Genomic DNA, 25944 nt, shown 5'->3' with positions numbered 1-25944 from the left:
TCTTTATTTTGCTAATAGTATTTTCCAGGCTGTTTCAGCTTTTTCCTGCTTCAGGATTTCCTGAGCCTTTAAATGAATTTTATTTTTATCCCCAAATTTAATCAGGGCTGCAATTTCTGAATTTTCATTCAAATAACCTTGAATTTCTTCTTCGGAAGGCAAACGCTCCACATTACCCAGTTTTCCCAGGTCATTTCCCGTTAATATTTCACTTTCCCTTATTTCAGCAGAAATAGCATCTACTCCAATTCCCAAAGTAGAAAGTGGTTTGGGCACTTCAAACATTCCCATTTTAGCACGGGTATACCAATTACCACCCATTCTTGCCACCTGATCAATCTTATGCTGATCTATGAAACCATCTTCGTCCAGAATTTCTTCATTAATATGCATTTTCAGCACCTCACAGATAATCAAATTTCCGGCACCACCTTCCTGGCCAAGTTCTACGACATCTTTCACTTTGCATTCAAATTGCACCGGAGACTCCGCAACACGAAAAGGCTTCACAAGCTCAGAGGGCAACATGGTGAGTCCTGCTTTATCAAATTCGTTTACTCCTTCGGCGTACTCGGTGCTGGAAAGTGACATTTGTTGTACCATATCATAATTCACGATATTGATCACTACCTCTTTAGTTGCTTTGGCATTATTATAAGTATGCTTAACCGTGTTGTCTCTCCCTCGTCTCGCCGGAGAAAAAATTAGGGTTGGTGGATTAGAACCGAATACATTAAAAAAACTAAAAGGTGACAAATTTGGCCTACCCTGTGAATCCAGCGTACTGGCGAAAGCAATAGGTCTAGGTCCTACAGCACCCAGTAAATACTGGTGTAATTTACCGGTGCTAACCTCTCCGGGAGTAATACTTACCATTCTTTGATTTTTGACAAAGGTAACGAAACACATAGGGAATGAAAAGAGCTGCAAGGCAATAATATATGTTTAAAAACGCTTATCTTTAAATTATAAAACCTGTAAGACTGCATGAATTTTCCCGATGAGCGAAGTTTTAATCGTTGGTTTATAGTAATATCCTGTTTGGTGGTGGTCGCATTAGTTCTGTGGAACACCTCTATTTTTTTCCAAAGTCTTAAGGAAGATGAACGCGCCAAGATGAATATCTGGGCAAAAGCTCAGCAGGAACTTGACAATGCTACAGCAGATTCAGAGATTGATTTAATCCTTGAGATCCTTAATAATAATACAAGTATCCCTATTATTCACACCTATGCAGATGGGGAGGTTGCATATACCACCAATATAGATCCCGCAATTACCCAGAAAGAAAAAAGGTTAAAAAAATACCTGAACCGCATTAAAGACGAAAATGAACCAATTGTTATTAACCTGGGCGATGGACAGGAACAATATATTTTCTACGGTAATTCCCCGGCTCTAAATAAACTGAAATATTATCCTATAGGACTCACCTTCATAGGCTTTCTGTTTATTGGAGTTGTTTATTTCTTCTATACCACCACTAAATCCAGTGAACAGAATAAACTCTGGGCTGGAATGGCAAAGGAAACCGCACATCAAATTGGCACACCACTGTCTTCATTGATTGGGTGGACAGAAATCCTTAAGGATGAAAAAGTTAAGCCTTCATATATCGAGGAAATAGAAAAGGATATAGACCGCCTAAAAACCATCACAGAGCGTTTTTCAAAGATCGGTTCAGCGCCCTTATTAACAAAAACCGATATTGTTGAAGAAACCCATAATGCTTTTGATTATCTAAAGACCAGAAGTTCTAACCTGATCAATTTTCAATTAATCGCTCCAGAAGAATCGATCTATGTAAACCTCAACCAACAACTCTATAGCTGGACCATAGAAAACCTCGTAAAAAACGCTATAGACGCTATGCGGGGAAAAGGCACATTAACTATCGAGATAAAACAAGATAAACATTGGGCCTATATTAATATTAAGGACACGGGAAAGGGTATAGATAAGAGCAAGTTCAAGCTCATCTTTGAACCTGGGCATACCACTAAAAAAAGAGGCTGGGGTTTAGGTCTTTCGCTTGCTAAAAGAATTATTGAAGAATATCACCGCGGAAGAATTAAAGTAGCTCACAGCGAAATCAATAAAGGTACCAGCTTCAGAATCTCCCTAAAAAAGGTTTGATCCATCATTATTCTTTCTGAAACCAGTTTTCCCTGAGCTCCTTACAGGTTTACATGAATAGACTGAGCTAATTGCTCAAACTCTTCCTCGCTCATTTCAATGCTATTTGAAAAATCCATGTCTTTCATTGAATTCAGCGGAATAAGATGTACGTGCACATGAGGCACTTCCAGGCCTACTACCGCCATTCCAATGCGTTTACAGGAAACAGTTTTCTCCAGAGCAATAGCGACTTTACGGGAGAACCGCATCAACTCCTGATATACTTCTTCTTCAAGATCAAAGATATTGTTTACTTCTTTCTTCGGAATACAAAGGGTATGGCCTTTAGCATTTGGGTTAATATCGAGAAATGCAAGAAACTGACTGTCTTCTGCGATCTTATAAGCAGGAATCTCCCCCTGAACTATTTTACTAAAAAGTGTGGCCATAATTGTAGTTTTGTTAGTTTCTATAAATATAAAATCCTTTTCTTACTTCCTGAGTTAAAGGAATTGGAAAAGGATTCTACTTATTTGTTAAATAAAAAACTTATTCTCTCCAGATTTCGAGAACTTCAAATTCCATCTTACCACTGGGGACATCAATTTCAGCTTTTTCACCTACTTTTTTACCCAATAGTCCTTTTCCGATAGGAGAATCTACCGAGATCTTCCCCGATTTAAGATCGGCTTCGCTTTGAGCCACCAGTTTATATTTCATTTCAGAGCCATTCCCCAAATTTTTAATCCGAACAAAAGAATGTACCAGGACCTTAGAGGTATCAAGTTGAGATTCATCTATAACGCGGGCATTAGCTACTATTTCTTCCATTTTTGAAATCTTCATCTCCAGCATACCCTGGGCTTCCTTTGCGGCATCGTACTCAGCGTTTTCACTAAGGTCACCTTTATCACGGGCTTCAGCAATAGCCTGAGAGGCTTTTGGACGCTCCACATCCCGTAGCTGATTTAATTCATCTCTCAACTTTTTTAAGCCCTCGGCAGTATAATAAGATACTTTGCTCATAACTTCATCGTTTATATAAATAGAAAAAATCCCATAGCACGACGGGATTTGTTTAACAAATATAATAAATTTAAGCTTTGAAAGCAATTATATTCTTTTAGCCAGAAATGCCTGTTTTATGAAAAAAATACTTGTCGGTTTAATCATTTCGATCTTCCTGAGCGGGTGCTCTACAGATGATAACAATCGCCTTAACAATCCTAATCTTCCTGATCTAAATTTCAGGCTTCAACTAAATTTAGACCTTCCTGAATATAACAATTTACAGTATCCAGGGAATTCTTATTCCACTTACAGCAATGGGATTAGGGGCATTGTGGTTTACAATATTAATAATTCCCAGTATACCGCCTTTGAATTAAGTGACCCTAACCATCCGCCAAATAATTGTTCGGCCATGCAGGTTACCGGCATTACCGCAAAATGCCCGTGTGAAGATGGCAACGAATATAATATCGTAACAGGCGAGCTTACAGCCGGGGAGGGCCAATATTCTTTAAAACCTTACCGCATAGAGCGACGCGGAAATGTGATTGAGGTCTACAATTAAAAAGCCCTGCCAACGGCGAATGATGGCAAGGCCTATTTTTTTAATTTAAAATTTTAAGGTGACCCCAACTAAAAAGTTAGTGGTTGCCTGTGGATAGTACCCTGCGCCGTCATAGGTTTGAAGTCCACTTGAAAATTCGGGATTAGGCACATCGTAGGTGTAATAGTAACCGTTAGAAACATACTCCACCCCAAAAATATTATTCACGAGCCCGGTAAAAACTACCTCCTGGAATAAGGGCGCTTCTTTCCAGCTGTATTGTACATTAAAATCATTTACAAAATAACTATCCAGTTTGGAAGCTTCAGTTTCAATATTGCTCATATACTGTTCTCCAACAAATTTGGAGAGAAGATTTAATTCCAATCCTTCAAAGGGATAATAGCCCAGCATATTTGCAGCAACAATAGAAGGCGAATACGAAATCTCTGTGTTCCCATAATCGACAACTTCCCCGTTCCAGGTAGAGACGAAGTCGATATTTTGATTTCGGCTTAAAGACAGATTTGGTCTAAGATTTATCTTATCTGAAATTCTTATGGAGGCGTCTATTTCCAGCCCCAACCGGTAACTTTCTCCACTGTTTTCCCGAATAAAAGCTCCAACCTCATCCAGGCCACCAGTGAGGACCAGCTGATTTTGATAATCCATATAATAAAAATTAGAATTAATTTGAAGCTTTGGCGAGTTGTACCTCCACCCCAGTTCAAAATCATTCAATTCTTCCGGTTCAGGGTCGCCATTTTCATAATCGTTTCTACTGGGTTCCCTGTGTGCCCGGGCAAAAGAAAAATAAAATTGGTTCCCGGAATTCAGCTGATATGTGAGGCCCGCTTTTGGATTGAAAAAGTTCAAATTATCATCTACAGGAAATTCACTCCCATCAGAAAGCCTGCCTTCAGTTTCATAAGTAATAGTTCTCAACTGAATATCGGCATACGCTGCTAATTTTTCAGTAATAGCAAAGTTTGCCTTTCCGTAGATATTAAAATCGGTTTTGGTGGCCGTATTCTCGTAATAGGGCTCGTTTGGTCGATTGTTACTGGCAAACTTAGTATAGATAACTTCCCCGAAATGATCTCCTATATACTTATTCCATCCTCCACCAAGGACGATGTCCCAATCATTTTTCTGATAATTCAATCCAAAGGTTGTTCCGTAAAAATGGTTATCCAGCCATTTGGTACCCACAAGATCAGAATTGGTAATCTCCTCTCCTTCTGCCATAAAAGGTTCCAAACCAAACTCGCTTAGCTCAGCGCCTTCCTCATATTCCTCGTAATATCCTCTTCCGTAGGTATAGTGCAAAGCGAGATTTGAAGACCAATTGGCATCATATTCCTGGTTCCAAAGCAACTGATAATGATCCTGCTTATAGTTATCGGTTTGATCTTCGTAATAGCGGGTTACTCCATTTTCATCTTCGTACATCCCTGCAGGATTAAAAGTGCGATTGTTTTCCAGGGTTTCAGCATCAATGCCATACCAGGCCTGATAGGTTCGTTCACTTCCCCCAAAGCTAAGGGCTTTTACAAGTGTGTTTTCATCTAAATAGGTTCCCTGAAGAAAGTAGGATTTCAAATCGGATTCAGCACGGTCAATATAACCATCGCTCTTTATCTGCGAGACGCGTCCGGCGAATTCCCAATACTCGTCTATGAGCCCCGTACTGAACTTTAGCGTATGCTTTCTGGTGTTATAAGAGCCTACACTATTAGCAAGTTCTGCAGAAGCTTCTTTCTGGTAGCCATCGGTGAGGATATTCAGGCTGGCACCAAAGGCACCGGCACCGTTGGTAGAAGTTCCCACCCCTCGCTGAAGTTGCATATTTTCAACTGAGGAAGCAAAATCCCCCAGGTTAACCCAAAAACTTCCCTGGCTTTCAGCATCATTATAGGGCACCCCATTAATCGTTACATTTACCCTCGTTCCATCACTACCCCTCACACGAATTCCGGTATAACCAACGCCTGCTCCGGCATCTGAGGTAGAGACCACATTTGGCATATAGTTCATGAGGATTGGAATATCCTGGCCCAGGTTGCGATTTTCAATTTCCTCGTTCGTGAGGTTGCTGTAAGTAATAGGTGATTGGGCGTTCACCCTTAGCGAGGAGAGAAAAACCTCATCAAGTACTTCCTGCGCATCGGCAAGATCAACATTGAGGGTTTTATTCTCAAAAAGATCGACCTGGATAAGTTTCTGGTTCCCATAAGAAAAGACCAGGTTGTAAGATCCTTCCTCGAGTTCCAGACGGTAATTCCCATTGGCATCGGTTTGGGTTCCAGTTCCTGCTTTTTTACTGTAAACCGAAACTCCCTCGATGGGCTTCTCCTTTTCGGTAACTTTTCCTTTTAAAATGTGAGTTTGAGCAATGGCCTGCAAAGAAATTAAACACAGACCGGCAAAAAATAATACAGATTTCATTCGTAAAATATTTATTACGAATAAAAGGGGCGATTATTCTATAGTTGTTATTAAATAAAAAATCCTGAAATTGCCCACCGGTGTTTTGGCATTTTCAGGAGTACATACTTAGCGCATTTTGCGCCATCCCTTGGCAGCATTACCTGCCCAGGTTCATTGGGTATGATCTCAGCCTCTTTTAAAAGGCACCCCTTGTGAGATTTGCAGCAAATGTATAAAGCTTTTTGGGAAATCCCATAATTTTATTGCATTTCATTTAATTGGTGTAATTTTAGCGGAATTTAAGTTATGCGAAACACCAAGCGTTCTATAACCTTTAAAGTGGTTGCCGGATATTTCCTAATAGCTGCCCTGGCAGCTCTTTCGGTCTGGTTCGGCTATACCCAGGTGGTGGCTTATACCAATCTCGCCGATTCCAATACCAGTAATAACGAGAAACTCTTCCTGGTTAGCGACATCACTACAGAGTTATATGAAACCGAGAATATTAGTCGGCGCCTCATCCAGACTGGCGATGAAAGTGATCTTGAGGAATATCAGGACCATTTAGACTCCATTCGGGAGAATATTGGCCTGCTAAAAGAATCATATCACGATACCCAAATGAAAACAGAGCTGGACAGTATCTCTGCCCTGCTTTCAAGAAAAACCAACAACCTTAGTGAATTACTGAAATTAAGAGAACAGGACCGAAATACTAGTTATTATACCCAGGTAATCGAAGAACTACGTAAGGTAGACCCGTCTTTTAATGCCAATAATTACGAAAAGCGGTTTGCCAATCTCGAACCTCATCAACGAAGAGTTTTAATACGATTACTGGAATTTTCTGAAGAAGACAATGCAGAAAGGCTAACCAACCGAACTGCCGATTCACTTATCGGTTCGGTAAAAAATGTGTTAAGTGAACTTGAAACCGCCAACCAGCAATTCCGCCAGCAAATCAATCAGAAAGAAAATGAATTGTTGGATAACGATTTAATTCTGAACCAGCAACTTCGAAGCGTACTGGCAACCATAGAACAGGAAGAACGGGAAGCCTCGCTAAACCGAGCCGAAACTTCAGAAAAGATGCTGAAAGATACCTCTATAATAATGATCGCAGCGGGCTCATTGAGTTTTATCATTTTTCTGGTTTTTCTATTTCTCATCATAAAGGATGTTAGCCGCAGCCAACGTTATCGGAGTCAACTGGAAGAAGCCAAAACCTTTGCCGAATCCCTTTTAAAGAGCAGGGAACAATTTATGGCAGCTATCACTCACGACCTCAGATCACCCCTGAATACTTTAATAGGTTATACCGACCTGATGGGGAAAACCCAATTAAACAATAAACAGAATCACTATTTAACCCATGTGAAGAAGTCTTCAGATTTTATCCTTAGGCTGGTTAATGATTTGCTGGACCTGTCCAAATTAGAGGCGGGAAAAATGCTGGTGGAAAAGCTTCCATTTAATCCTAAAAAATTAATTGAAGACACTGTACATAACTCTTTACCGGGAGAGATCAACAAAGATGTTGAGATCATAATAGACATAGAGCTTGATGCCGATGTCCAGGTTCTGAGCGACCCCTTCAGGATAAAGCAAATCATTGCAAATCTGGTGACCAATGCCTATAAATTCACACACGAAGGAGAGGTGAGAGTGAGCGTCGGGCTCAGGAAAGAGATTGAGGATAGTTATACCCTCATCATATCGGTGAAAGATTCCGGCATTGGAATTCCGAAGGAAAAACAGGAGGAGATCTTTGAAGAGTTTTCCCAGGAAAACAGCAAGATTGAAAAACAATACGGAGGTACCGGTCTTGGCCTTACCATCACCAGGAGTCTAACTACTCTACTTAAAGGAAGATTAGACCTCATAAGCGCTCCCGGAGACGGCAGTGAATTTATCGTCTATCTCCCTGTTGTTAAAATTAAAAAACAGGAAAAGGCTATTGCTAAACCAAAAGAGCCAAGCCCTCCTCCGGTGTCGCTTAAAAATAAAAAGGCTTTGGTGGTAGATGATGAACCCTCTCAACTGGCTCTCACTCAGGAACTGGTTAAATCATTAGGACTTACCTGTGAAAGCAGTCTTAATGGCTACGACGCCTTAAACAAATTGAAATCTGATAAATTTGATCTGGTGCTCACCGATATTCAAATGCCAAGAATGGATGGTTTGGAACTCATCTCACAAATTAAGGAAGACTCCAAAATACAGAATATTCCGGTGATTGCCATCTCCGGAAGAACAAGCCTGGAACCCGATTTCTATACCAAGGCAGGATTTGCAAAAAGCCTTATCAAACCTTATAAACCACAGGAACTTTTAAATAGTATTGCTGAAATATTCCAGGTTGAGGTTGCGTCTAATAATTATCTCCCACCAAGCAAAAGACCCGGAACCGAATATGATCTTGAAGAGATCTACCAGTTTTCCGGAGGTGATGAAAAGGCAATGCACATTATTATAAACGCCTTTTTGGATAGTTCAGAAAAAAACCTGGAGGACCTTGAGGAAGCATTTAAACAACAAGACCAGGAAAAACTGGCTTCGATTGCACATAAAATGCTGCCTATGTTTAAACAAATGAAGGCGCATTCAATCGCCGAAAAATTAAGGGAGATTGAAAATTATAATAATTTTGAGGAATCTGGGTTTACCAGCCTGATTAAAAATATTCGCTTGCTATTGAATAATTTGAAAAATGAGATCACAGTTTAATCCCATATTGTTTAAGTTTATTATAAAGGGTTTTACGGTCTATAGAAAGTAACCTTGCAGCTTTACTTTTATTCCCCCCAGATTTTTCCAGGGCTTCGATGATGAGTTGCTCTTCATTTTTATTTTTGAAGAGACCATACTCTGTCTCGGTTTTTTGGGCCGTAGAAATTTCATGAGGCAAAACTTTTAACGGGATCAAATCATCCTGGGTTAAAAGCACAGCACGCTTTACCATATTCTTTAATTCCCGCAAATTTCCGGGCCAATTATAATTTTTAAAAGCCTCTATCGCCTCTTCGCTAAAACCTATCACATTTTTTTCAAGTTCGATATTTGCTTCATCCAGAAAATAATCTGCAAAGATCATAAGATCTTCTTTCCTGTCTTTTAGTGCCGGAACTTTAATAGAAAATTCATTCAACCTGTGATAAAGGTCTTCCCTGAATTCTCCTTCTCTAACCGCCTGGGCAAGATCTTCGTTGGTGGCAGTGATCACCCGAATATCAACTTCAATTTCGTTGTTACTCCCCACAGGTTTGATCTTTCTCTCCTGTAGTGCGCGAAGCAACTGGACCTGGAGCTCATAGGTTAAATTTCCGATCTCGTCAAGAAATAAAGTGCCTCCATTGGCAGCTTCAAAGTGCCCGGTTTTATCATTTATTGCCCCGGTAAAAGATCCTTTTAAGTGCCCGAAAAATTCACTGGATGCAAGTTCCCGCGGAATTGCCCCACAGTCTACCGCAATAAATGGCGCATCTTTCCTCTTACTCTGGGAATGTATACTTTTAGCAACCTGCTCTTTTCCCGTACCGCTTTCCCCCATAATGAGAACCGACATATTTGTAGGAGCCACCAGCTCAATATAGTCATTAAGCTTTCGGGAGGCATCGCTTACACCTTTTACAAAACTATCTTTTTGTAATGTGGTTTTTTTAGTTTTTTTGGCCGGCCTTACTGTTTCGGCCGCACTTGCCTCATTATGGTTTAATGCGTTTTCGATGGTTTGAAGAATAGATTCTGGTCTAAAGGGTTTAGAAACATAATCAAAGGCTCCATCCTTCATCGCCTGTACAGCCATGCTGATTTCAGCATAGCTTGTCATGACAATAACCTGCGTCCTGGTGTTTTTGGCTTTCACTTCCTTGAGGATATCGAGACCATCTTTATCCGGAAGTCGAACATCGGTAAGAATCAGATCAAAATCCTTATCATTTATATTCTTTAATGCTTCTGAAGCCGTAAAAGCAAGCCCCACCTCATAGTTTCTTTTTTGTAAAAACGTCTTAAGCATCGTGCCGAAAGCGACATCATCTTCTACTATGAGGATTTTAGTCATAAATAATGCTGAATTAAAATGTATAGTGCAAATTTAACAATCTTAGGTTCACAGTTTTTAAAATTAAGCATAAAAAAAAGAGATCAATCTTATTGATCTCTTTTTCTGACAAATCTAAAAATTATACTTGTCGCTTATTAAGTGGTATCCATTTTACGGAAAAATCCAGAATATCTTTTCAACACCTTACTAAACGACTCTTTTAAAGTGTTAGTTGATCAAAGAATCCTGATTCTCTGCAAGTCGTTTTGCTCAATTTCAAAACCCACGTAGGGGATATAAAAAATCCTGATTGTTCCGTTGCCGAAAGAGTTGGCGTCTCTAAAACTTCGGCTAATGTTTTTAAAACCGCCTTATTCCAGGATAGGGTGAAATATGGCGGATTCAAAGTTGGTTAGCTAATTAGTTTTGGTTTATTTATCCTTGTCTTCTTTATCTATCCAGTTACCATCCTGATCTACATAAACTTTCTTTTTCTCACCCTCTACATTAAGTGATAGTTTATAGATTGTTTTTCCGTCTTTTTCCTTTACCCAGGCTTCCTCGGTTACGGCACCATTAAAATCGCTCATTACAGCATCCTTAACTGGTTGTGGAAGTGCTACTACATCAATTTCTTTGAAATCTGACTGTTCCTGAGCATGAGTTTCTACCTCCGCTTCTACCTCACCCTCAACCTGAGCGTTTACATTTTCAGAATAAAAAAACATTGCGGTTACTGCCAGTAAGCTTAATCCTAACTTTTTCATGATTATCTATTTTTAAGTTTTAGTTGTAAGCTTTACAGGAATAATTATACCAATTTCGTTAAATTCTTCGCAAACCCTTGAAAATAAAGGATTTTCCTGAATTTATAATTAATAATCCCGATTATTTTATGTGGAATTTCACTTAATTTAAGAATTCATTATGTAGAAATTTCCACCATAATTCCACAGTTGAGAACACACACAAATAAAAAAGAGGTCCTAAGACCCCTTTTTTCTCCGAAAATCTAAATTATACAACAGTTATCCACGCTGTTGTGTTTAGTTAGTTTGAATCAAGTTTTTATCAAACTCTTAATACATTAAGTGAAAACCGTACCACTATTAGCCCCTATAGGCACTTAACTGAGGACTAAACTCTTAGACATTTACCCCCGAAGAATCAAGTTTAAAAACCTGGGGAATTCCTTATCAATTTCCACATTTGTGTAGAAATTATCCACAGCTTCTTGTTTTATTGAAGTGGATTTTTTCTTCCTGCCTTTTTCTCTGCCTGGATTTTCTTTTTCTTTAAACGTTTTTCCCGGGCTGCACGAGAAGGTTTTGTCTTTTTTCGTGGTTTTCGCTTTCTAAGGGCATCCTTAATCAAGTTTAAAAAACGAAGAATAACATCCTCCTTATTTTTATGCTGGCTACGGGAAGTATCACTCTGAAGTACCAACTCCCCGGCCCCGGTTATCCTGTTAGCCAGTTTTCTAAGAATCCTGGTTTTTTCTTCTTCTGATAAAGCTTCAGAAAACTCCACCGGAAAATGGAGCTCAACCTTTGATGATGTTTTATTAACATGTTGACCACCAGCCCCCGAACTCCTGACCGCCTTGAACTTTAACTCGTGAATTATCCTTTCTTCGTCCACTATTCTATTTTGTGCGATGATTCGGTTTTAGCAAGTCTGCCACTGTCTTTACTGGATTAAAAGTGGATACCGGAACTTCTACAAAAACAGTATTCCAAAAGGCCATCCCTCCATTCCACAAACCTGGACGTTCAAGGGCTTTTAATGGTTTCCCATCTTTGGTTTTATGAGCGATAAAACTCATTCGCTCATCCACATATTGATGGAGATCGTACTTCTCTTTTTTCCAGTTATAAATCCCACAAACGATATCTACCGGATTGAAGTGGGTAGAATTATTTAGGATCTTGAGTTGCTCCATATTATCCTTATCGATTTGGGCGCCTTCAATAATTTGCAGAGTCACTTCTCCTGTTTCATCTTTCACCAAAAATGGACCACCGCCGGGCTCTCCTTCATTCATCACCATCCCACAAACGCGTAGAGGTTTATCCAGCTTTCTACACAAGTACTGGGTTTTTTCCTCCCCTGTGAATTTATTAAAAGAAGTTGTAAGCTCTACGGAAAGCTCTTTTTCGATGAAATGGGCGATCTCATCAAGCTTGGTTTCCGAATTATTTCCAGCGTCCAACTGGCTTAAATAACTAAAGATTTGCTCCTGAAGCTGAAGTAGTTTTCCTCCCAACATTTTTTTATATGCTAGCACCTCCTCAAGGTTCTCTTCTACCACCACATTATCTATATTCTTAATGAAAATAAGATCGGCATCCTGGTTATTAAGGTTTTCAATTAGGGCTCCATGTCCACCGGGCCTGAAAAAGATATGCCCCTCTTCATCTCTGAAAGGTTCGTTATCATTATCTACGGCAATGGTATCGGTTTTAGGATCCTGATAGGAAAAGCTAATCTCAAATTGGGTATTAGTTGCCTTCTCCACTCGCTCTTTAATAGTCTCAAATTCCTTCTCGAATTTATCTTTATCTCCATGGGCAACAGTAAAATGCAGTCTTGTAAGACCATTTACATTTAGGTATTTTGAAGCCCCATAAAGGTGTTCTTCAAATGCTGTAGCGATTCTGTCTTTATAACTATGAAATGGGACCAATCCTTTTGGCAGGTTGGTAAGATTAAGTCCATCTTCATAAAGCATGGTCTTAACGAGAAGCAATTGCTGTTGGTCCTTTGATTTATCGTTAAAAGAGGAGTACTTTTCTCTGGTTAATTTAAGCGCCTGGTCATAAAAAGGTAAACTCTCAATACTTTCAAAAAATCGCTGCAGGGAAGCATCTTCCTTGCGGTCCAGGTAGGCCCTTAAACTTTCCTGTTCAGGATCAAATTCATCGGTGAAATTATGCAGAGCTTTAAACATCCTGGTAGCAGCTCCCGAGGCAGGTACAAACTTTAGAGGGTTTAGGTGAATGATCTTGTTCTCATAATGAGCGATCAGATCTTTCTTCTCGCTTTCAGAATAAACAAAGATCCCATTCCCCGGGGTCGCAGCCTTCTGAATATCTACCTTTATATTTCCTTTCTCAAATAATTTAATTTGGCGTTCTACTTCTTTTGAACTTAATCCTTTCTCTTCAATCTGTAAAATATCAATCTCGCTAAATCCCACGTCTATTGGTTTTTTATAAGTTTATTAATTTCTGAAACTGCAGTTTGGAAGCGCTCATTTAAATCACCTTTTAAAACCACATAAGGTTTCCCGGTGAGGATTAAAGCTTCTTCAAATCGCTTAAACATTCCAACCCGGTCAAAGGGCTTATCCCGAAGATCGTCGGGAGTCCAGGGAACGTCAATATACATCAAAAAGTATAAATCGTACCGGTTGTTTAACGCATGTTTAAGAAGTTGCGGATCGCAAAATTCATTGTAATAAGCTTCAGAATAAACCTTTAATTCCAGGAGGTCTGTATCGCAAAACAAGATCTTATTGGCCTTTTCTGCCAATTCATTCTCCCGCTGTATTTGGCCACGGGCGATTGGCAACATATCCTTAGGTTCGCAAATTTTTTGCTCTGAATTCCATTTCTCCTGAAGATATTCCCTCATATATTCCTCTACCCAAAGGGAGTTAAAATGCTCTGCCAGCATTTGAGCCAGGGTGGTCTTCCCCGTGGATTCGGGACCAAAAAAAACAGCCTTTAAGACGGACGTAGGTCGTTGCGCAAGTGTTTTTGCCATGCTGTGTAACCGTATATTGCGATTATTGTAAATACAAAATATTGAATTGCCGTGAAGGTAAGCCCCTTATAAAAATATAAGGGCACCGAAATGATATCTCCTATAATCCAGAATATCCAGTTTTCAATCTTCCTTTTGGCCATTTGCCACATTCCCACAAAGAAAATAGCCGTTGTTAAGGTATCTACATAAGCGGTCCAGTTATTCCATTTATCAAACCACTCGTAAACCACAAATACAAAAATAAGCGTCCCAAGGAAGATAAAAAGGCTTTGCCAGTTCTCCTTTTTGGTGGTATTGGTAATTGGGGTAAAATGGGTTGCATCAACTTTACGAGTCCAAATATACCAACCGTAAATACTCATTGAGAAATAGTAGGCATTAATCATCATATCCCCCAGCAACTGCCACTGCCAAAGTAAATAAACGAAAATAAGGGTGCTTACAATCCCCGTAGGATATACAAGGATGTTATTTTGCTTGGAATACCATACCGATAAAAAACCAAAGATCACTGCAATGATCTCAAGAATAATAAATAGTGTGGGGTAACCCGAGTACTGGTCAAAGAAAAAATCAAAAATCGGCTGCATAATCGCTGCGGTCAGATTTTACAATTTTCATATACAACAGGCCGCGGTCAATGGCTTCGAAAGCATTTTTTATTTCTGAATTTAGCAATGCCATCACCTCATCATAATCCCCATAAACCTGAGTGCTCAACGGATTTTCTTTTACTGTTAATCCTGAATCTCTCATTTTTTTAATGAAGTTTATGATCGCAGGCTCAAAATTATCCTGAATAGGAGTCAGGGTAAGTTCTACTGAAATTTTCATCTTTTTGATTTATTTAGTCGCAAATTGAAGCCAAATTTAAAGCTTTGAAGTTAGTAATGTCGAAGGGAAACCAATTAATCTGCTTTCATTTTTTCAAAATGCGTCCCCATAACCAACATATCTACACCGGCCTCATAGGCTTTCAGCTGCTGTAGCGGGGTACAGATACCACCTCCCACAATTAAGGGGATATCTATAGCCTTTTTTACTGCTGCTATTATTTCTTCAGAAACCGGAATCTTCGCTCCACTACCTGCTTCCAGGTAAATTAGTTTTTTTCCTGAATACTGACCGGCAAGTGCAGTATTCACAATAGTATGTATCTCGTTTTGTGGTATGGGCTCGGTGTTACTTACCCTTTGAACAGCCGATTCATTGCCCCCGTCTATTAAAATATAACCAGTTGGAATAATTTCGAGTTTGATCTCCCTTAATTTTGCCACCGATTTCACCTGCTGCCCTATAAGGTATTCAGGATTTCGTCCTGAGATTAAACTGAGAAATAAGATGGCATCGGCGTCTCCTGCAATCTGATTATGATTTCCCGGAAACAGAAATACCGGCAACTGAGTGCTGTCTTTTATTGCTTTTACGGTTTTTTCAGTTTTATTAATTTCTACCGTACTCCCACCAACGAAAATGTGAGAGGTATTTTCGGGAATGCTCTTTAGGAAAGCTTCAGTCCCGTTTTCCTCAAATTTATCGGGATCAATAAGAATAGCGAGTAGTTTTTTGTTTTCGGCGACTGCCGTCTCGATATGCCGGTAAAAATTCAGCATTAAATCAGTTTTCTATTGCCTTAGTAACCCAACCATAAACACAGGTAAAGCCTTCAAATTCCAGGAACTCCATTTCATAAAAAGATTTTTTTCCTTTAAATAAAACTTTTGCGGTGGTTTTGGCATCATCAAAATCGAAATCGGTAACGTTGATATGTTGCAAAAAGCCCAAACCGGGTTCGGCATACATTTTATAAACAGACTCCTTAGCACCCCATACAATGGTAAGTTTACGAATTAAGGCATCTTCGTTCGCCAGGGTATGATACTCCTTAAGAGGTGTGAATTTATTGGCAATTCTAAGAATTTTTTCTCGTTGTTTTTCAATATCAATCCCAACTTTTTCATCGCTAACAATAATACCGGTGAAATTAAAGGAATGGGTGATAGAGATATTTTTCCCGTCTTTCAGATGGGGTTTTCCGAGTTTATCATAGTAAAGGTCGGAATCTACATACCCAACTTCAGCCAACAGATGGCGTATACTCATAAACCCGCGGCGATGAATTTCAGATTTCATTCCATCTACCCTGCTTTGGCAATGTTCTGTGAGCTGTATCCCCTCACTAAGCTCATTGAAATCTTCTTCCACCTTCCAAATGAAGACTTTAGTATGAGGGTTTGCTGTTATTGTTTTGTAAAGTGGCATGTAGGTTTGTTATAGATTCCTTATTTTTGCGAGACAAAAAATTGCTAATATTCAAATATAATAATATGTCGACTAAAACAGTGCCTTATACCGCTTATAAAGTTAAGGATATTTCCCTTGCCGATTGGGGAAGAAAAGAGATAGAACTTGCCGAATCCGAAATGCCGGGACTAATGGCACTCCGTGAAGAATATAAAGACGAACAACCTTTAAAAGGGGCACGCATAGCCGGTTGTTTACATATGACAATTCAAACCGCAGTACTCATTGAAACCCTGGTTGCCCTTGGCGCCGAGGTTACCTGGAGTTCCTGCAATATTTTCTCTACCCAGGACCAGGCTGCTGCAGCAATTGCCGCTGCCGGAATCCCGGTTTATGCCTGGAAGGGAATGACCGAAGAAGAATTTAACTGGTGTATCGAGCAAACCCTGTTTTTCGGTGAAGAACGCGAGCCTTTAAATATGATCCTTGATGATGGGGGCGATCTTACCAATATGGTTTTTGATAAATATCCCGAGCTTGCCAAAGGCATCCGCGGACTTTCAGAAGAAACAACTACCGGGGTTCATAGACTTTATGAAAGAATGAAAAACGGCACTTTGGTTATGCCGGCAATAAACGTGAACGATTCGGTGACCAAATCTAAGTTTGATAACAAATACGGATGTCGTGAAAGCGCGGTAGATGCCATTCGTCGCGCTACCGATGTTATGCTGGCCGGGAAACGCGTTGTGGTGTGTGGTTATGGGGATGTGGGAAAAGGTACCGCAGCTTCTTTTAAAGGCACCGGAGCTATTGTAACCGTTACCGAAATTGATCCAATATGTGCCCTGCAGGCCGCGATGGATGGTTTTGAAGTGAAAAAACTGGAGACCGTAGTTGGCAAAGCTGATATCGTGATCACTACCACAGGAAATAAAGACATCGTTAGAGGCGAGCATTTTGAAGCGATGAAAGACAAAACCATCGTTTGTAACATTGGCCACTTCGACAACGAAATTGATGTTGCCTGGTTGAATAACAATCACGGTGATACCAAAGATGAGATCAAGCCACAAGTAGATAAATACACAGTTAACGGAAAAGACATTATTCTTTTAGCTGAAGGTCGTCTGGTAAATCTTGGTTGCGCCACAGGCCACCCAAGTTTTGTGATGAGTAACTCATTTACCAACCAAACTTTAGCCCAGATCGAGCTTTGGAAAAACGCCGACAAGTATAAAAATGAAGTTTACATGCTTCCGAAGCATCTGGATGAAAAGGTTGCTAAACTTCACTTAGAAAGAATTGGAGTAGAATTAACCGAGCTAAACCAAGATCAGGCCGAATATATTGGGGTGGAGGTAGAAGGTCCATTTAAGCCGGAGTATTACAGATATTAAAGTGTCATTCCCGTGAAGACGGGAATCAATTATTTCAACATAATCCCTTCTGAAGTGAAATTCAGAAGGGATTTTTTTATTCAGGAATCATAAACCAGGTAAATAAAATGATGGCGATAAGTACCACCAGTGCTACGAGTATAAAAATAGTCCATTTTCCAATCATAGGTTTTGCCCTGGAATCTGGCAAACGACTTACATGGGGTTTTTCAAAATGTTGGTCTACACCAGAATAGCCGTGCTGGGTAAGAATACTTTCGGCTCTTTTCTTCTCCTTTTCTTCAACCTGAATCTGGCTCTCTGCAGCCTTAAGGCCTGTATCGGCTTCTTCAGGTGAGGTTTCTGTATCGAGTATTTTAAAATCTATGCTCTCTCTAACAAAGATCTCTTTAATCCCAGAAACTTCTGTGATATCCTTAGTACGGTATATTGTAATGTATTTCATCACTTAATCGGTTGGTTCACTTAAAGATACAAAAAAAGCCTCTTCGTTTCCGAAAAGGCTTTTGATATTGTTCTAAAGCAAAGCTAATTAAGCTTCAAACGGTTCAATAGAAACGTATGATTTATTATTCTTTGTTTTAGAGAATTTTACCACCCCGTCTATTTTGGCGTGTAAAGTATGGTCTTTTCCTGCATACACATTCTCTCCTGGGTTGTGCGCAGTACCTCTTTGTCTTACGATGATGTTTCCGGCTACAGCAGCTTGTCCGCCAAAGATCTTCACGCCTAAGCGTTTCGATTCTGACTCTCTACCGTTCTTGGAACTACCGACTCCTTTTTTGTGTGCCATTTTATTTTAGGTTTTAAGTAGTTTAATAATTAGCTTAAAGCTTCAATTAATTCAGCTTTCTTCATTGAAGAATAACCTTCAAGTCCTTTTTCTTTAGCCATCTCTTTCAATTCAGCAACAGTATACTGGCTTAAATCTTCAGATTTTTTATCGGCTTTGGTTTCTTTTTTAGGCTCCTCTTTTTTAGCTGAAGAAGCTTTCTTTCCACCTTTTACATCAATGCTTTCAATTACGATCTCGGTTAAAGCCTGACGGTGTCCGTTTTTCTTCTTGTAACCTTTACGTCTTTTCTTTTTGAAAACAATTACTTTGTCGCCCTTTAGGTGACGGGAAATTTTGGCTCCTACAAGAGCGCCTTCTATAGCCGGGGCGCCTAGAGTAATGTTGTCACCATCGCCGGTAAGAAGAACCTTGTCAAAAGAAACGCTGTCTCCTTCTTCTCCCGCTAAACGGTTTACAAACACCTTCTGGTCTTTTGCAACTTTAAATTGCTGCCCTGCTATCTCTACAATTGCGTACATAGTGTTTTTATTAGATTTATGCTTTACAAACGCCTGCTTTTTAGCAAGCGGGTGCAAATATACTTCTAATTAATTAATTCACAAACTCTTCTAAAGTTTTTAATATGTATGTTTTTTTCCTTCTTTGGTGTTCCAGGAATCCTTTTTAAGCTGCATAAAAGCAAGGGTAAAAACAATACTGGTAGCAAAACCCATCAAGGCCACGGTAAAGAGAAGCATCCCAATACTTATAAACCAATCGTCTACCCACATGGCCACCAATTCATCCTTAAACCCCGGATCGATCTCAGTGGCGTAGATCCCAAAGAAAATTGTGAATATAATTGTCGCATTGAATCCGGTTAAAAGCCCGGTCATAAAACCTTTTTGATATTTGAATTTATTTCCCGCCGAAAGTCGGTAATACTTAATTGCTTCCCACATACCATAAGCCATTATCACCCCATTAAACAAGCTGAAAATCGGATATTTATGAGCCCCAAACAATGAAAGTATTAAAAAATAAGCAATAAGACCCGCAGCTACGGCTACTCCATGTTTTATAGGAATACTGAATTTTTTCATAGTACTTTTTTGGTTTTATGATAGTAAATTTCCTAAAAAACTACCGGTTTCTCCCTTAACACCTTGTTAATTTTGAAATATGGCTGGTTTAAGAATTGTTTTCATAATTAATACTCAACTTCTGTAACAAATCTGTATTTTCTAATACTTATATACGTACATTAATAAAAACCATCTAAAAATGTTTAAACAAATTAAGCTTACTGCCTGTGCTCTACTGGTTAGTGCCGCAGGAGTTGCCCAGGAGGTTGAATTCACCGAATACGACCTGGACAACGGATTGCACGTAATATTACATCAGGACAAAACAGCGCCTGTAGTTTCAACCTCTGTAATGTATCATGTGGGTGGGAAAGATCTGAAAAATGACAAAACAGGTTTTGCCCACTTTTTTGAACACCTCTTGTTTGAAGGGACCAAAAACATTAAAAAAGGAGAGTTTATGTCTATAATAAATTCCAATGGAGGCTCTTTTAATGCCACCACCTCTCTAGACAGAACTTATTACTATGAGACCTTTCCCTCCAATAAACTCGAACTCGGCCTTTGGCTTGAATCTGAAAGAATGCTTCACCCGGTGATTGGCGAAACAGGGGTGGAAACCCAAAACGAGGTGGTGAAAGAAGAAAGAAGAAGAAGTTACGATAACAGACCTTATGGAAATCTCCTTCAGGTGATCCAACGAAATCTTTTTTCGCAGCACCCCTATAAAGACCCAAACATTGGCTATATGGAAGACCTGGATGCGGCAACCCTCGAAGAGTTCAATGAGTATTTTGATGAATACTATGCCCCGAACAATGCCACCCTGGTAGTAGCCGGAGATATAGAAATAGATAAAACAAAAAAGCTCATCGAAGATTACTTTGGGCCGGTTCCTTCGGGAAATCAAGTCTCGAGAACCCGGGTAGAAGAAAAGCCAATCAACACTACCGTAAAAGACACTTTTTACGATCCTAATATTCAATTACCTATGTTTATCTTAGGATGGAGAACGCCGGGAATGGCAGCAAAAGATGCTCAGGTTCTTGATATGATTTCCACCATCCTTTCGGGAGGGAAATCCTCGAGGCTTTACAAAAAACTGGTAGACGATCAAAAACAAGCTTTACAGGTATCTGCTATAAACCTTGCTTTTGAAGATTACGGCGCATACGCTGTTTTGAGTTTGCCATTGGGAGACACTCAATTAGAAACCCTAAAACAGGAAATTGACGAGGAGATAGTTAAACTTCAAAATGAAACAATCTCTGAAAGAGAGTTTCAAAAACTTCAGAATACATTCGAAAACCGGTTCGTAAACGCAAACAGCAGTGTTTCCGGAATAGCAGAATCATTAGCTACCTACAATGTATTATATGAAGATACCGATTTAATAAATGAACAAATAGAAATCTACCGATCTATAACTCCGGAAGATATAAAGAGAGTGGCCAACGAGTATTTAAAAGAAAATCAACGCGCCGAAATCTATTACCTTCCTAAAAAGGATGATGTTCAATAAATAAAATAAAGACACAAATATGAAAAAATATATTCTTACCATAAATGCTCTTTTGTTTCTGGCATTTACAAGTATTGCACAAATAGATCGAAGTACTCCACCCGAACCGGGTCCTGCTCCAAAGATCAATCTTGAAAAACCAGAAACCTTTACTTTAGAGAATGGCCTTAAAGTAATGATTGTAGAAAACCATAAGCTTCCCCGGGTTAATATGATTCTTTTCCTGGACAATCCGCCTCATTCTGAAGGAGAAAAAGCAGGGGTTTCCACCCTCACGGGGGGACTACTGGGAACAGGAACCACCAAAACTCCAAAAGATGAATTTAATGAAGAAGTAGATTATCTTGGTGCTAACCTTTATTTTGGCGCCGAAAGCGTTAGAGCAAACACTCTTTCTAAATTTTTTCCAAAAGTTTTGGGATTAATGGCTGAAGGTGCTTTAGCTCCGAAGTTTACCCAGGAAGAATTTGAAAAACTTCAGCAACGCGAAATCGAAGAACTTGAAAGCAATGAAAAGGATGTAGCCTTTAATGCCGGCCGCTTAAGAAGAACCCTAACTTTTGGGAAAAACCATCCTTATGGAGAGTTCAGTACACCAGAAAGCCTGGAAGCTGTTACCCTTGAGGAAGTTAAATCGCACTACAACACTTATTTCGTTCCGGAAAATGCCTACCTGGCAATTATTGGAGACGTGGATTTTGAAAAAGCAAAGCAGCTGGTAGAAGAAAAATTCAGCAGCTGGGAGGCTAAAAAGCTTCCTAAAGAAGAACTACCCGAAGTAAGAAATGCTGAAACAACGCAGATTAATATCCTTGATATGCCAAATGCAGTTCAAAGCCAAATTGCCGTAGTGAACAGTGTTGATCTTAAAAAGAGCAATCCCGATTATTTCCCATCCATAATTGCCAACCGGATTCTTGGTGGTGGCGGGGATGCCAGACTTTTTATGAATTTAAGAGAAGACAAAGGTTACACCTATGGCGCATATTCTTCCATAGGGAATGATAAATATGCAGCTGCCTTTATCGCTTCAGCCCAGGTACGTAACGAAGTAACCGACAGCTCGGTTGTTGCTTTTCTTGATGAAATCCATAGAATTCGCACTGAGAAAGTTTCCGAAGAAGAATTAAATAACGCCAAGAATAAATATATAGGCAATTTTGTTCTTTCGCTTGAACAGCCATCCACAGTTGCTCAATATGCACTTGATATTGAAACAGAAGACCTCCCTGAGGATTTTTATGAGACCTACCTGCAGAAAATCAACGATGTTACTGTAGAAGACGTACAACGCGTTGCTAAAAAATATTTCAAATTAGATAAAGCGCGTATCGTAGTTGCCGGAAAAGCTTCAGAAATTGCTGAAAATCTTGAAAAGATTGAATTTAACGGCGAAACACTTCCGGTTAAATACTACAACAAACTTGGAGAAGAAATTGAAAAGCCTAAGGCTAAAGAAGTTGATGCTTCAGTAACTGTAGAAAAGGTTTATGCCGATTATATAGAAGCCATTGGTGGCCGTAAGGCTGTAGAGGAAGTAGAAAGCGTGGCAATGATCGCTGAAGCTACTGTACAGGGAATGGCTCTAAATCTTAGTATGAAAAGAACTATGGATGGTAAATTAAACCAGGAAGTTTCGGTTGGCGGAAATGTGATGAGCAAGCAGGTATTTAATGGAGAAACAGGCTTTGTAGTGGCGCAGGGACAAAAAATTCCTTACAACGAAGACCAGATCAAAGCGGCTAAATTAGATGCCAATCCGTTCCCTGAACTGGAAGTAGGTGATGCTAGCCTTGAAGGTATTGAAAACGTAGAGGGAAAAGACGCATATGTAGTGGCTTTAGGCGAAAACAACAAAGCCTTTTATGATGCTGAAACCGGGTTAAAAATAAAAACGGTTCAAACCGTATCCCAGGCCGGACAAACAATGAGTATCCCGACTGGATATAGCGATTACCAGGAGGTAGAAGGAGTGAAATTTCCTTTTTCTATCTCGCAGGCCGCTGGACCACAAACATTCGAATTTAATGTAACTGAGATCCTTGTAAATGAAGGGGTAACAGCGGAAGATTTTGAAGAATAATTTTTATTAATGTTAGAGGGTGAGGAAACCGGCTTAAGGGCCGGTTTCCTCTTTTTATATCGCTTGCTTTCTGAATTTACTGAACAGTTTTTTAGATCGGTTTACTATAAATACACCGGCTAATATTACCAAGGCTGAAAACAATTGCCAGAAACTAAAAATCTCACCATCCAAAATCCCCCATCCAAGGGCAACCACTGGAATTGTATAAGTTACAGAAGTCGTAAATACCGGATCTGAAATCTGCACGAGCTTATTGAAAATTATCATAGCTATTCCCGTCCCGATTATTCCTAAGATGGCCACATAGGCCACAGAAATTTGAATTTCTGAAGTAAATAGTTCCTTCTGAAAAAATCCGGAAACTCCAAGGATTATAAGTGCAGGAATCAGTAGCACAGTAAAATTCCCGGCCGCAATTGCCAGCGGGGAAATATCGCTCATTTTTGTTTTAAGAATATTCACATTTATGGCATAACAACCGGCAGCCATAATTACTAACAGGGAATACAGATAATTTTGATCTGGATTTATATTGGCGCCACTAAGTATTAATCCAATCGCACCAAGCAGGCCGACCCCTACCCCAATAAGTTTATTTTGGGTAAACACCTCCCTAAAAAAGAAAGCGCCAAAAATGAGGGTTAAAATTGGAGTGGTGGCATTTAAGATTGAGGCAATTGCACTGTCTATCTCAGTTTCAGCAAAGGAAAAAAGGTATACCGGAAAAAATGATCCCAGGAATCCCGAAATTACAATCCACTTCCATTGGCTTGAAGAAAGCTTTCGCAGACTTTTAAATCCTACCAGGATAAGAAAGAGCGCTGCAAAAATTATTCTGAAGGAGCCAACTTCGGTGGCCGTAAGCCCAATAAGACCTTTTTTAATGAGGATAAAAGAACTCCCCCAAACCAGGGAAAGCAATAAGAGATAGATCCATTTCAGTTTTTGTAGTGGCATATAATTTCTGCTTTTTCAGGAGCAAAAATCGATAATAAATTATGCAAAACAACTTTACCATTACTTTTTCTCTTGCCAACGGAGACTTTCCATCAAATGCTTCATATCTTTTTTAAGATAATTGGCCGCGGGAACAATAGAGTCAAAATTCGGTTGGCGGTCAAAGTAAACTGACCCGGTAAGAAAATGCTCAACACTATCGGTTAAATAAAACTGGGCCTGGGAAGCTGCATCACCTTTAACTTCATAAAACATTCCATAGGTGTCGTGCAGCTTATTAGTATACATATCGCCTTCAATAACATCGGCTTTTATAGTGTGTTGTAAAGGTAGATTTTGAGCATCTTTAAGCAACGAATCCAGGTTATTCTTAACCGGCTGATAGGTGATAAAAATAACTCCGTTCATATCCTTATACTCCAGGTTAATCCAGCAGGGCACATTATTTCTTGAGGGAGTGATAACCGCTTTTTGGTTCTTCTCAAAATTGTAGGGACAATCAAGATCTATGGGAGAGTAAACGGCCTCTGGGTAATCCAGTGCTAAAAATGCCCTGGGTTTAGGTTTGGCTTCTTCATTACCACATGAAGAAAACATGAGCGCTAATATTATTATTGCAGAGGCTAATTTCATACAGGCGTTATGCTAAGCTTGATTTGCTTGATTCGTTTATCGTCTACCGCTTCTATGGTAAAGGTATAATTCAGGAAAAAGATCTCATCATTTTTCTTCGGAAAGCCTGCCGATATCTCTAAGAGAAAGCCGGCAAGGGTTTCGGCTTCACCTTTTTGTTCCTCGAAAGTTTCCGGATCTTCTAGTTTTATGATTTTGTAGAAATCCTTTAACGGGGTTTTTCCTTCAAAAATAAAATTATGTTCATCTAATTTTGAGAAGATCAGGTCTTCATCATCAAATTCGTCACTAATATCCCCAACGATCTCTTCAATTATATCTTCCAGGGAAATCAATCCACTGGTACCCCCGTATTCATCTACCACGATGGCCAGGTGATTTTTCTTATCCTTAAAATCGTTAAGTAAATCGTCAAGCTTTTTATTCTCCGGAACAAAATAAGGTTCCCGCAATAAGCTGGTCCATTCAAATTTATTTTCTTCAATATAAGGCAGGAGATCCTTTACATACAGGATCCCGATGATATTATCAACATTTTCCCTGTACACAGGAATACGGGAGTAGCCATTTTCGATAATTTCAGGAATAATCTCTTTATACGTCTGATTTTCGTTGAGTGCAAAAATATCCATCCTGGGGCGCATCACCTGTTTGGTATCGGTATTCCCAAAGGAAACAATTCCCTTAAGGATTTTTTGTTCTTCCTTGGTGGTATCTTCATCACTGGTAAGATCCAGCGCCTGGGAAAGATGGTCTACATTCAAAAAGGAACGCTGTTTCCCGAGTTTGTCGTGAATAAACAAGGTGACCAATCGCATAGGAATACTAAGAGGAGAAAAAAAGCTATCGAGGAAATTAAGTGGTTGGGCCATAAAATTTGAGAATTGCACTTTATTTCTACTGGCATAAACCTTTGGCAATATTTCCCCAAAAAGTAAAATAAGGAAGGTCACCACTCCCACTTCTATGATAAGTTTAAAATCAATTCCCCAGAATATGGTTCTCATCCTACCGAAGAGTTCATCGGTAAGCATATCAAAAAGCAATACGATAGCTATATTTATAAAATTGTTGGCCACCAAAATAGTGGCAAGCAACTTTTTAGGCCTGTCCAGTAGGTTAACAACTATTTGCTGGGCTTTGCTTCTCTTTCCATCATCGGTGATTACATCAGCCGGGGTAAGGGAAAAGAATGCCACCTCTGCACCAGAGATAAGGGCAGAACAAAGCAGCAAAAGCAATAAGATAATTAAACTAATTATCTGGGTGAAGTCTATAGTGGCCCAAAACAGAATTAAACTGGGAGGTTCTGAGTCCAAATGC

The 25944-nt window shown here is 39.5% G+C and carries 26 protein-coding genes; 6 read left to right on the top strand and 20 right to left on the bottom strand.

Annotated elements, in window-relative coordinates:
• Positions 1-3 precede the first annotated feature (3 nt).
• On the bottom strand, positions 4-876 hold the full coding sequence (locus BUW93_RS01790) for a flavin reductase family protein (protein ID WP_081208605.1): 873 nt from the start codon (positions 874-876) through the stop codon (positions 4-6).
• Between the two features lie 111 nt (positions 877-987).
• On the opposite strand from BUW93_RS01790, the gene BUW93_RS01785 reads away from it, so the two are divergent.
• Complete coding sequence (locus BUW93_RS01785) at positions 988-2136, top strand: sensor histidine kinase (RefSeq protein ID WP_081208603.1); 1149 nt, start codon at positions 988-990, stop codon at positions 2134-2136.
• A 41-nt stretch (positions 2137-2177) separates the two neighbouring features.
• Here the strand turns inward: BUW93_RS01785 and BUW93_RS01780 are convergent, their stop codons facing one another.
• Together BUW93_RS01780 and greA are read right to left on the bottom strand one after the other, a co-directional pair.
• The gene (locus BUW93_RS01780; protein ID WP_081208601.1) at positions 2178-2567 is read right to left on the bottom strand and encodes an HIT family protein; all 390 of its coding nucleotides are present in this window, start codon (positions 2565-2567) and stop codon (positions 2178-2180) included.
• A 100-nt stretch (positions 2568-2667) separates the two neighbouring features.
• Positions 2668-3144 carry a transcription elongation factor GreA gene (gene greA, locus BUW93_RS01775; RefSeq protein ID WP_081208599.1) on the bottom strand — a complete coding sequence of 159 codons (477 nt, stop codon included), beginning with the start codon at positions 3142-3144 and terminating at the stop codon, positions 2668-2670.
• A 118-nt stretch (positions 3145-3262) separates the two neighbouring features.
• Between greA and BUW93_RS01770 the strand changes: the two genes are divergently transcribed.
• Positions 3263-3694, top strand: coding sequence for a Rieske (2Fe-2S) protein (locus BUW93_RS01770; protein WP_081208597.1), 432 nt, complete (start codon positions 3263-3265; stop codon positions 3692-3694).
• A 45-nt stretch (positions 3695-3739) separates the two neighbouring features.
• Here the strand turns inward: BUW93_RS01770 and BUW93_RS01765 are convergent, their stop codons facing one another.
• Positions 3740-6121 carry a TonB-dependent receptor gene (locus BUW93_RS01765; RefSeq protein WP_081208595.1) on the bottom strand — a complete coding sequence of 794 codons (2382 nt, stop codon included), beginning with the start codon at positions 6119-6121 and terminating at the stop codon, positions 3740-3742.
• Positions 6122-6409: 288 nt separating this feature from the next.
• On the opposite strand from BUW93_RS01765, the gene BUW93_RS01760 reads away from it, so the two are divergent.
• On the top strand, positions 6410-8830 hold the full coding sequence (locus BUW93_RS01760) for an ATP-binding protein (RefSeq protein ID WP_081208593.1): 2421 nt from the start codon (positions 6410-6412) through the stop codon (positions 8828-8830).
• On the opposite strand, the gene BUW93_RS01755 is transcribed toward BUW93_RS01760, so the two are convergent.
• The 9 genes from BUW93_RS01755 to BUW93_RS01715 form a co-directional block, all read right to left on the bottom strand.
• The gene (locus tag BUW93_RS01755) at positions 8820-10166 is read right to left on the bottom strand and encodes a sigma-54-dependent transcriptional regulator (protein WP_081208591.1); all 1347 of its coding nucleotides are present in this window, start codon (positions 10164-10166) and stop codon (positions 8820-8822) included. The two genes, BUW93_RS01760 and BUW93_RS01755, sit on opposite strands and share 11 nt — an antisense overlap.
• A 413-nt stretch (positions 10167-10579) precedes the next feature.
• Complete coding sequence (locus BUW93_RS01750) at positions 10580-10915, bottom strand: hypothetical protein (RefSeq protein ID WP_081208589.1); 336 nt, start codon at positions 10913-10915, stop codon at positions 10580-10582.
• A 472-nt stretch (positions 10916-11387) separates the two neighbouring features.
• Positions 11388-11789 carry an alternative ribosome rescue aminoacyl-tRNA hydrolase ArfB gene (gene arfB / locus BUW93_RS01745; RefSeq protein WP_081208587.1) on the bottom strand — a complete coding sequence of 134 codons (402 nt, stop codon included), beginning with the start codon at positions 11787-11789 and terminating at the stop codon, positions 11388-11390.
• Positions 11790-11793: 4 nt separating this feature from the next.
• Positions 11794-13347, bottom strand: coding sequence for a DUF4301 family protein (locus BUW93_RS01740; protein WP_081208585.1), 1554 nt, complete (start codon positions 13345-13347; stop codon positions 11794-11796).
• A 2-nt stretch (positions 13348-13349) separates the two neighbouring features.
• Positions 13350-13916 carry an AAA family ATPase gene (locus BUW93_RS01735; protein WP_081208583.1) on the bottom strand — a complete coding sequence of 189 codons (567 nt, stop codon included), beginning with the start codon at positions 13914-13916 and terminating at the stop codon, positions 13350-13352.
• On the bottom strand, positions 13877-14509 hold the full coding sequence (pnuC, locus tag BUW93_RS01730; protein WP_081208581.1) for a nicotinamide riboside transporter PnuC: 633 nt from the start codon (positions 14507-14509) through the stop codon (positions 13877-13879). Before pnuC ends, BUW93_RS01735 begins: the two co-directional genes overlap by 40 nt.
• A complete protein-coding gene (locus BUW93_RS01725) occupies positions 14493-14753 on the bottom strand; it encodes a thiamine-binding protein (RefSeq protein WP_081208579.1) in 261 nt (86 codons plus the stop codon). The genes pnuC and BUW93_RS01725 overlap by 17 nt, the downstream gene beginning before the upstream one ends.
• A 74-nt stretch (positions 14754-14827) precedes the next feature.
• On the bottom strand, positions 14828-15532 hold the full coding sequence (locus BUW93_RS01720) for a geranylgeranylglyceryl/heptaprenylglyceryl phosphate synthase (RefSeq protein WP_081208577.1): 705 nt from the start codon (positions 15530-15532) through the stop codon (positions 14828-14830).
• Positions 15533-15536: 4 nt separating this feature from the next.
• Entirely contained in the window at positions 15537-16181 is a 645-nt protein-coding gene (locus BUW93_RS01715) for a 4'-phosphopantetheinyl transferase family protein (protein ID WP_081208575.1), read from the bottom strand.
• A 65-nt stretch (positions 16182-16246) separates the two neighbouring features.
• Between BUW93_RS01715 and ahcY the strand changes: the two genes are divergently transcribed.
• A complete protein-coding gene (gene ahcY, locus BUW93_RS01710) occupies positions 16247-17563 on the top strand; it encodes an adenosylhomocysteinase (RefSeq protein WP_081208573.1) in 1317 nt (438 codons plus the stop codon).
• Between the two features lie 76 nt (positions 17564-17639).
• Here ahcY and BUW93_RS01705 read toward each other — a convergent pair whose 3' ends face one another.
• The 4 genes from BUW93_RS01705 to BUW93_RS01690 form a co-directional block, all read right to left on the bottom strand.
• A complete protein-coding gene (locus BUW93_RS01705) occupies positions 17640-18008 on the bottom strand; it encodes a hypothetical protein (RefSeq protein WP_081208571.1) in 369 nt (122 codons plus the stop codon).
• An 87-nt stretch (positions 18009-18095) separates the two neighbouring features.
• Complete coding sequence (rpmA, locus tag BUW93_RS01700) at positions 18096-18356, bottom strand: 50S ribosomal protein L27 (protein WP_081208569.1); 261 nt, start codon at positions 18354-18356, stop codon at positions 18096-18098.
• A 29-nt stretch (positions 18357-18385) separates the two neighbouring features.
• Positions 18386-18877, bottom strand: a complete 492-nt coding sequence (gene rplU / locus BUW93_RS01695; protein ID WP_081209487.1) for a 50S ribosomal protein L21 — start codon at positions 18875-18877, stop codon at positions 18386-18388.
• 99 nt (positions 18878-18976) lie between these two features.
• A complete protein-coding gene (locus BUW93_RS01690; RefSeq protein WP_081208567.1) occupies positions 18977-19441 on the bottom strand; it encodes a DUF4199 domain-containing protein in 465 nt (154 codons plus the stop codon).
• A gap of 181 nt (positions 19442-19622) precedes the next feature.
• Between BUW93_RS01690 and BUW93_RS01685 the strand changes: the two genes are divergently transcribed.
• Positions 19623-20945 carry a M16 family metallopeptidase gene (locus tag BUW93_RS01685; protein ID WP_081208565.1) on the top strand — a complete coding sequence of 441 codons (1323 nt, stop codon included), beginning with the start codon at positions 19623-19625 and terminating at the stop codon, positions 20943-20945.
• Between the two features lie 19 nt (positions 20946-20964).
• The gene (locus BUW93_RS01680; protein ID WP_081208563.1) at positions 20965-23028 is read left to right on the top strand and encodes a M16 family metallopeptidase; all 2064 of its coding nucleotides are present in this window, start codon (positions 20965-20967) and stop codon (positions 23026-23028) included.
• A 54-nt stretch (positions 23029-23082) separates the two neighbouring features.
• Here the strand turns inward: BUW93_RS01680 and BUW93_RS01675 are convergent, their stop codons facing one another.
• Genes BUW93_RS01675 through BUW93_RS01665 form a run of 3 tightly spaced genes read right to left on the bottom strand, consistent with a single transcriptional unit; the run spans position 23083 to position 25940 of the window.
• Positions 23083-23988: a DMT family transporter gene (locus BUW93_RS01675; RefSeq protein ID WP_081208561.1), complete on the bottom strand. Its 906-nt coding sequence runs from the start codon at positions 23986-23988 to the stop codon at positions 23083-23085.
• Between the two features lie 60 nt (positions 23989-24048).
• Positions 24049-24621: a gliding motility lipoprotein GldD gene (gene gldD / locus BUW93_RS01670; RefSeq protein ID WP_081208559.1), complete on the bottom strand. Its 573-nt coding sequence runs from the start codon at positions 24619-24621 to the stop codon at positions 24049-24051.
• Entirely contained in the window at positions 24618-25940 is a 1323-nt protein-coding gene (locus tag BUW93_RS01665) for a gliding motility-associated protein GldE (protein ID WP_081208557.1), read from the bottom strand. Before BUW93_RS01665 ends, gldD begins: the two co-directional genes overlap by 4 nt.
• Positions 25941-25944: the final 4 nt, after the last annotated feature.

It is taken from the genome of Salegentibacter sediminis, from assembly GCF_002078605.1.
Classification (GTDB): domain Bacteria; phylum Bacteroidota; class Bacteroidia; order Flavobacteriales; family Flavobacteriaceae; genus Salegentibacter; species Salegentibacter sediminis.
Note: the sequence above shows the minus strand (reverse complement) of the source record. Positions and strands in the feature narration are given on the sequence as shown.